The organism is Gemella sp. GH3 (assembly GCF_013415425.1).
In the GTDB taxonomy this organism is placed as follows: domain Bacteria; phylum Bacillota; class Bacilli; order Staphylococcales; family Gemellaceae; genus Gemelliphila.
This window is the reverse complement of sequence record NZ_JACBYC010000073.1, coordinates 1-5,840: the sequence shown is the minus strand read 5'-3', so window position 1 is coordinate 5,840 and position 5,840 is coordinate 1. Positions and strand designations below refer to the sequence as shown.

The window sequence follows — 5,840 nt, the reverse complement described above, 5'->3', positions numbered from 1 at the left end:
GAAAAGACCAATCAGTTAACTTGAATGAAGAGCCAAAAGCAGAAGATTCAGTAGAGAACTTTGGAGACTTACCAACAGGAACAACAGCATCATTCAAAACACCAGTTGACACAAGTTCAGCAGGAGATAAACCAGCAACAGTTGTAGTAACGTATCCAGATGGAACAACAGACGAAATAGAAGTAACAGTTAAGGTAACTGATGTAAATACACCAGATACGCCGGAGACTCCAGACACGCCAGATAAACCAAAAGTATCGCCAGTAGGAAAAGGCCAAACAGTTAACTTAAATGGTACGCTTGATGCTAAGTTATCAATAGAAAACTTTAGTAGCCTGCCAGCAGGAACAAAAGTATCGTTTAAAACACCAGTAGATACGTCTTCAGCAGGAAATAAACCAGCAACAGTTGTAGTAACATATCCAGATGGATCAATAAAAGAAGTTACTGTAACAGTAAAAGTTGTAGACAACAGAACAGATGCAGATAAAAATGTTCCTAGAGGAAAAGACCAATCAGTAGAGCTAAGTGAAACACCGAAAGCAGAAAACTCAGTAGAAAACTTTGGTAATTTACCAAAAGGAACAAAAGTATCGTTTAAAACACCAGTAGATACGTCTTCAGTAGGAGATAAACCAGCGACAGTAGTAGTAACGTATCCAGATGGATCAACAGAAGAAATTACTGTAACAGTAAAAGTTGTAGACAACAGAACAGATGCAGATCGTATTACTCCTAATGTTCCAGAAAAAACAGAAGTTGATGATATAACAAACTTGACAGATGATGAGAAAAATGCTGTGAAAGATAAGATTGTAGATGCAAACAAAGATAACTTCCCAACGAATACAAAAGTAGAAGTAGGAGCAGATGGAACAGCAACTATTACATATCCAGACGGATCAATAGATACAATTTCTGGAGAAGATTTAGTATCTTCAGTAAGTCAAGATAAAGGATCTAAATTAGGTGTAAAACAAGGGAAACTATCTAATACAGGAGAAAGTCAGTCAGTTGGATTGACTGCTCTTGGAGCAAGTATGTTAATAGGTTCATTGCTTCTTGCTACAACTAAACGTCGCAACAAAAATAAATAATTTATTTTAAATTATAAGTCGAAATTTTATAAAAGGGGCAAATTCAATTGGATTTGTCTCTTTTATATTAAAATAGTAAATTATAAAACTTTTATGGTTATAATATTTTATATGATCGATTATATGTAGTTTTTTGAAATTTATTACATTATTAATATTTATCTCTTTGTAATAATCGTATTAAAAAATTATACTGTGTATCAATATAATTAATTTAGCTATAAATTAGGAATAGTTTATTATAAATGATTAATTATTAAGAATAATAGTATAAGTGATTATATGAGTAAAGTTCTACTGCTATCTAGATTTTTAGGGCTATTTATGATAAGATTATTTTAATAAATTTTATGGAGGATATTATGACAACATTACCTAATTGTCCAGAGTGCAATTCTGAATATACTTATGAAGACGGAGCGATGCTTGTTTGTCCTATGTGCGCTTATGAATGGGTGCCTGGAGAAGAAAATAATGCAGAAGAAGAGAAAGTCTATCGTGATGCCAATGGGAATATATTACAAGACGGAGATACAGTATCTGTTATAAAAGATTTAAAAGTAAAAGGAGCATCTTCGGTCTTGAAGATGGGAACACGCGTTAAAAATATTCGTTTAGTTGATGGAGATCATAACATTGATTGTAAAATTGATGGTTTCGGTGCTATGAAACTAAAATCAGAATTTGTAAAAAAACTATAATATTAAAATAATCCAAAAATATTATTAGAAAATAAAGTTTTGTATCTGAATTTTCTGTTATTTTTGGATTATTTTTTATTTTTTCAAACAAAATATTGTTTAATAAAAGAAAAATATGGTATAATTATGTAAAAGAAATGGAGGTTCATATTATGAAACATTCGTCATTGCAATTTGTAGGAAATACTCCTATGTATAAACTAGAAGGTACTAATATATATGCAAAACTAGAAAAATATAATTTAGGTGGAAGTGTTAAAGATAGAGCTGTTTTGGGAATGTTGGAAGAAGCCAAAAGACAAGGTAAGCTGGATAAAGATACTTTAATAATAGAGCCAACTAGTGGTAATACAGGAATAGCTATATCATTATTAGCGACTATGCTAGGTTATAAAGCTGTTTTGGTTATGCCGGATAGTATGAGTGTAGAAAGACGTACACTAATTAAGGCGTATGGAGCACAGTTGATTTTAACTCCAAAAGAGTTAGGAATGTCAGGTGCTATTGCAAAAGCTAAAGAACTTGTAGAAAAGTATGATAATTCGATTATATTAAGTCAATTTGATAATCCTGCTAATCCGAACTATCATTACAAAACTACTGCAGAAGAGATATTAAAACAAGTTCCAAATATAGATGTTTTTGTTTCAGGGATAGGTACTGGTGGAACATTTACAGGAGTAGTGAAGCATTTGAAAGAGCATAATCCTAATATTTTAGGTATAGCACTAGAGCCAGCAGAATCACCAGCTATTTCGGAAGGAGTAGGAGGAGTACATAAAATTCAAGGTATTGGAGCAGGATTTGTTCCAGGGAACTTTGATAGTAGTCTGATGGATGATATATTAAAAATTACAAGTGATGAAGCAATAGAAGAAGCTAAAAACTTTATGAAAACTACAGGAATAGGTGTTGGTATATCTTCTGGGGCAGCAATACTTGGAGCTAAAAGAGTGTCTGAAAAGTACCCTGATAAAAATATAGTTACAGTGCTTCCAGATGGTTCAGACAAGTATTTCTCAATGTTTGAGTTTGAAGATGTAAAGTATATTGACGAGTAATGAAATTTTTTGTTAATTTAAGATATAATTTAGAAAGGGTACTAAAGGAAGATCCTAGTGCAAAATCAAAATTAATGGTATTTTTAACTTTTCCGCATATAAAGGCGCTTAATTACCATTATTTTGCTCACAAACTTTACAAATCAGGATATCCTTTGTTAGCTAGAGTTATTGCTAAGAGAGCTAGACGACTAACTGGTATTGAGATACATCCAGGAGCTAAAATAGGCAAGGGATTGTTTATAGATCATGGTATGGGAGTAGTCATAGGAGAAACTGCTGAAATAGGAGACGATGTTACTATGTTTCATGGTGTTACTTTAGGAGGGACAAAGTTTGATCCAGTCAAAAGGCATCCTACTGTAAAAAATAATGTTATGATAGGTGCAGGAGCCAAAATTTTAGGTAACATTGTTATAGGTAATAATGTAAAAATAGCAGCTAATGTTGTAGTAAAGAAAGATATACCTGATAATTCGGTAGTTTATGACATACCTCCTAATATAAAGATAAATTAAAAGCTAACAGTAACTTTTAAAAGTTACTGTTAGCTTTTTATGTATAGGTATAATTAATGTGTTATTTTTATCTAGAGCATTCGCAATTTTTAGCGTGTTCTAATCTATCATTAACAACATCCCAATTTATAATGCGGAAAAATTCTTTAATATAATCTGGTCTTCTATTTTGATAATTTAAGTAATAAGCGTGTTCCCAAACGTCTAATCCTAATAACGGACGTTTATTTTCCATTAGTGGAGAATCTTGATTTAAAGTTGATACAACTTCAAGTTTTCCATCTTTATTTATTACTAACCAAGCCCAACCACTTCCGAATCTAGTTGTTGCAGCTGCTGTGAATAATTCAACGAATTTATCGTATCCACCTAAATCACTATCGATTTTTTCTTTTATATCACCTTCAAATTTAGATGTATCTGGAGAAGTTAGAGATTTCCAGAATAAAGAATGATTTACATGGCCACCACCATTATTAATAACAGCTTGTTTAATGTCTGCAGGTATGTCATTTATATTTCTCATTAATTGACCTGGGCATTTAAAGTCAATTTCAGGGTATTTTTCTAATGCAGCGTTTAAATTATTAACGTATGTAGCGTGGTGTTTGCTATGATGAATTTCCATAGTTTTTTCATCAATAACAGGCTCTAAAAAATCATAAGCGTACGGTAGTTCAGGTAATTCAAATTTCATTTTGTTCCTCCGAAATATAATAATATTTATAATATATTATAAAAAAATTTTTAATTGTTTACAATATATCTGCTTATAGAGTAGATTAATTGCAAAATAAGTGATTTTTGTATATAATTACTACCTATAAAGAGTAAAAATATAAAGAAATTTTATTTGTAGGAAAATTATGAAAATTTTAATACCAACGGCAAAAGAAATGAATAGTAAAGGGGTACAATACCCATTTCAAAAATTAAATGAAAAAAGTAAAGAAATTATAAGGGAAATAAATAAATTTACTATAGATCAATTGTCAAAACTTTATAAGATAAAATATGATTCTGCTAAAGTAGAGCGCAGTAGAATTTTAGACTTGATTGACGAAAGGTCATATAGTTATGAAGCTATCCATTTATTTGATGGATTGATGTATAGAAATATGAAACGGGATAACTTACTTGATGAGGAAAAAGCTTACTTAGTTTCTAATGTTTTTATTACATCGTCGCTTTATGGTATTATTAATGTATACGATAAAATTTCAGAACATAGGTTGGATTTTTTACAAAATATTAAAGTTAATAATAAAAATTTAAAGACTTATTGGCGAAATAGTTTTGATGATTTTGTTCGAGATGAAGATTTGGTTGTATCTTTATTGTCTAGTGAGTTTGAAGAAGTTTTTTCTAAGGAAATTAGAGAGAATTTTGTAAAAATAATATTTAAAGAAGAAGCTGGAAATGTGTTAAAAACACATTCTACTATTTCGAAAAAAGCTAGAGGACGTTTTGTTACTAAACTAATGGAAAATAATGTCTATACGTTAGAGCAAATAAAGCAAGTAACATTTGATGATTATGTTTTTAGAGAAGATTTATCAGATGATAATAAAATTATATTTGTGGCAAGAAGAGGAGATTAGTATGTTTGGTGAAAATAAAGTTGAGATAAATACTACTAAGCTTTATTACGGCTTCCCAGTTATACTTGTAGGGTATAAGGATGATAAATTCAAATACAATGCAACAACGACTAGTTCTTCATATACGTTAGGAAATACAATAACTATATGTCTAAGATCGGATAGCTGTTCGGCTAAGTATATAAAAAAATATCGTGAATTTAGTGTGAATTTACCTTGTGATAACTTAATGACAGAAATAGAAATTTGCGGATTCTTTAGTAACCATAATAAATTACAGCAAGCAGATTTGCCTTATACTATAGGTAAATATACGGATACCCCGTTAATAGATGAATGCTTTTTATCTTTAGAGTGTGTGGTTAATAAAATAGTCGAAGATAGTGGATATACACATATTATAGGAGAAATAAAGCGTCGTTTGGTAGATAATAAACTTTTGTCAGAAGATGGAACTCTGTTGGGAGATAAAGTTAGAACTGTTCATTTTGTAGGTGATTCTGATAAGAGGGTGTATAGATTTCTAAAAGAAGAAACAGCTTCTTTAGGAGACTTTGTAGAAGATGGGACAAGTAGCTGTAGTTAAAAAGTGATATTAAAAAGATTGTTGTTAGAATTTAACAACAATCTTTTTTTATTGTTTATAATATTCATTTCGCGTTAAGTATATTCGAAATTATTTTATTTAATTAGAACAGTTTTTATTTATTTTTGCTCATATTTACTAATAATTTTCGTGATAATATTTTCATTAAAGTTTAAAAATTTAATTAATTTCAGTTTAATATTTATTAAAGTACCCAAAAATTATTTAATAATTTTCAAACATTATATTATCCCTCTGTTATATAGTGTATTATAT

The 5,840-nt window shown here is 29.9% G+C and carries 7 protein-coding genes; 6 read left to right on the top strand and 1 reads right to left on the bottom strand.

The genetic code is table 11. The annotated features are described in order from the left end of the window. The 4 genes from HZY83_RS01750 to cysE all read left to right on the top strand — a co-directional run. On the top strand, positions 1-1,097 hold a 1,097-nt coding region (locus HZY83_RS01750; protein WP_179942366.1), incomplete at its 5' end, for a Rib/alpha-like domain-containing protein. A gap of 362 nt (positions 1,098-1,459) precedes the next feature. Then, positions 1,460-1,798, top strand: coding sequence for a zinc ribbon domain-containing protein YjdM (locus tag HZY83_RS01745; RefSeq protein ID WP_179942365.1), 339 nt, complete (start codon positions 1,460-1,462; stop codon positions 1,796-1,798). 152 nt (positions 1,799-1,950) lie between these two features. Then, positions 1,951-2,859 (top strand): cysteine synthase A, encoded by a 909-nt coding sequence (gene cysK / locus HZY83_RS01740; protein WP_179942364.1) that lies wholly within the window; start codon positions 1,951-1,953, stop codon positions 2,857-2,859. Beyond that, positions 2,859-3,377 (top strand): serine O-acetyltransferase, encoded by a 519-nt coding sequence (gene cysE / locus HZY83_RS01735; RefSeq protein ID WP_179942363.1) that lies wholly within the window; start codon positions 2,859-2,861, stop codon positions 3,375-3,377. Before cysK ends, cysE begins: the two co-directional genes overlap by 1 nt. Positions 3,378-3,444: 67 nt before the next feature. Here cysE and HZY83_RS01730 read toward each other — a convergent pair whose 3' ends face one another. Continuing rightward, entirely contained in the window at positions 3,445-4,074 is a 630-nt protein-coding gene (locus tag HZY83_RS01730) for a superoxide dismutase (RefSeq protein WP_179942362.1), read from the bottom strand. Positions 4,075-4,243: 169 nt separating this feature from the next. On the opposite strand from HZY83_RS01730, the gene yaaA reads away from it, so the two are divergent. Together yaaA and HZY83_RS01720 are read left to right on the top strand one after the other, a co-directional pair. Further along, the gene (gene yaaA / locus HZY83_RS01725; protein WP_179942361.1) at positions 4,244-4,978 is read left to right on the top strand and encodes a peroxide stress protein YaaA; all 735 of its coding nucleotides are present in this window, start codon (positions 4,244-4,246) and stop codon (positions 4,976-4,978) included. A gap of 1 nt (position 4,979) precedes the next feature. After that, entirely contained in the window at positions 4,980-5,564 is a 585-nt protein-coding gene (locus tag HZY83_RS01720) for a flavin reductase family protein (RefSeq protein ID WP_179942360.1), read from the top strand. Positions 5,565-5,840 lie beyond the last annotated feature (276 nt).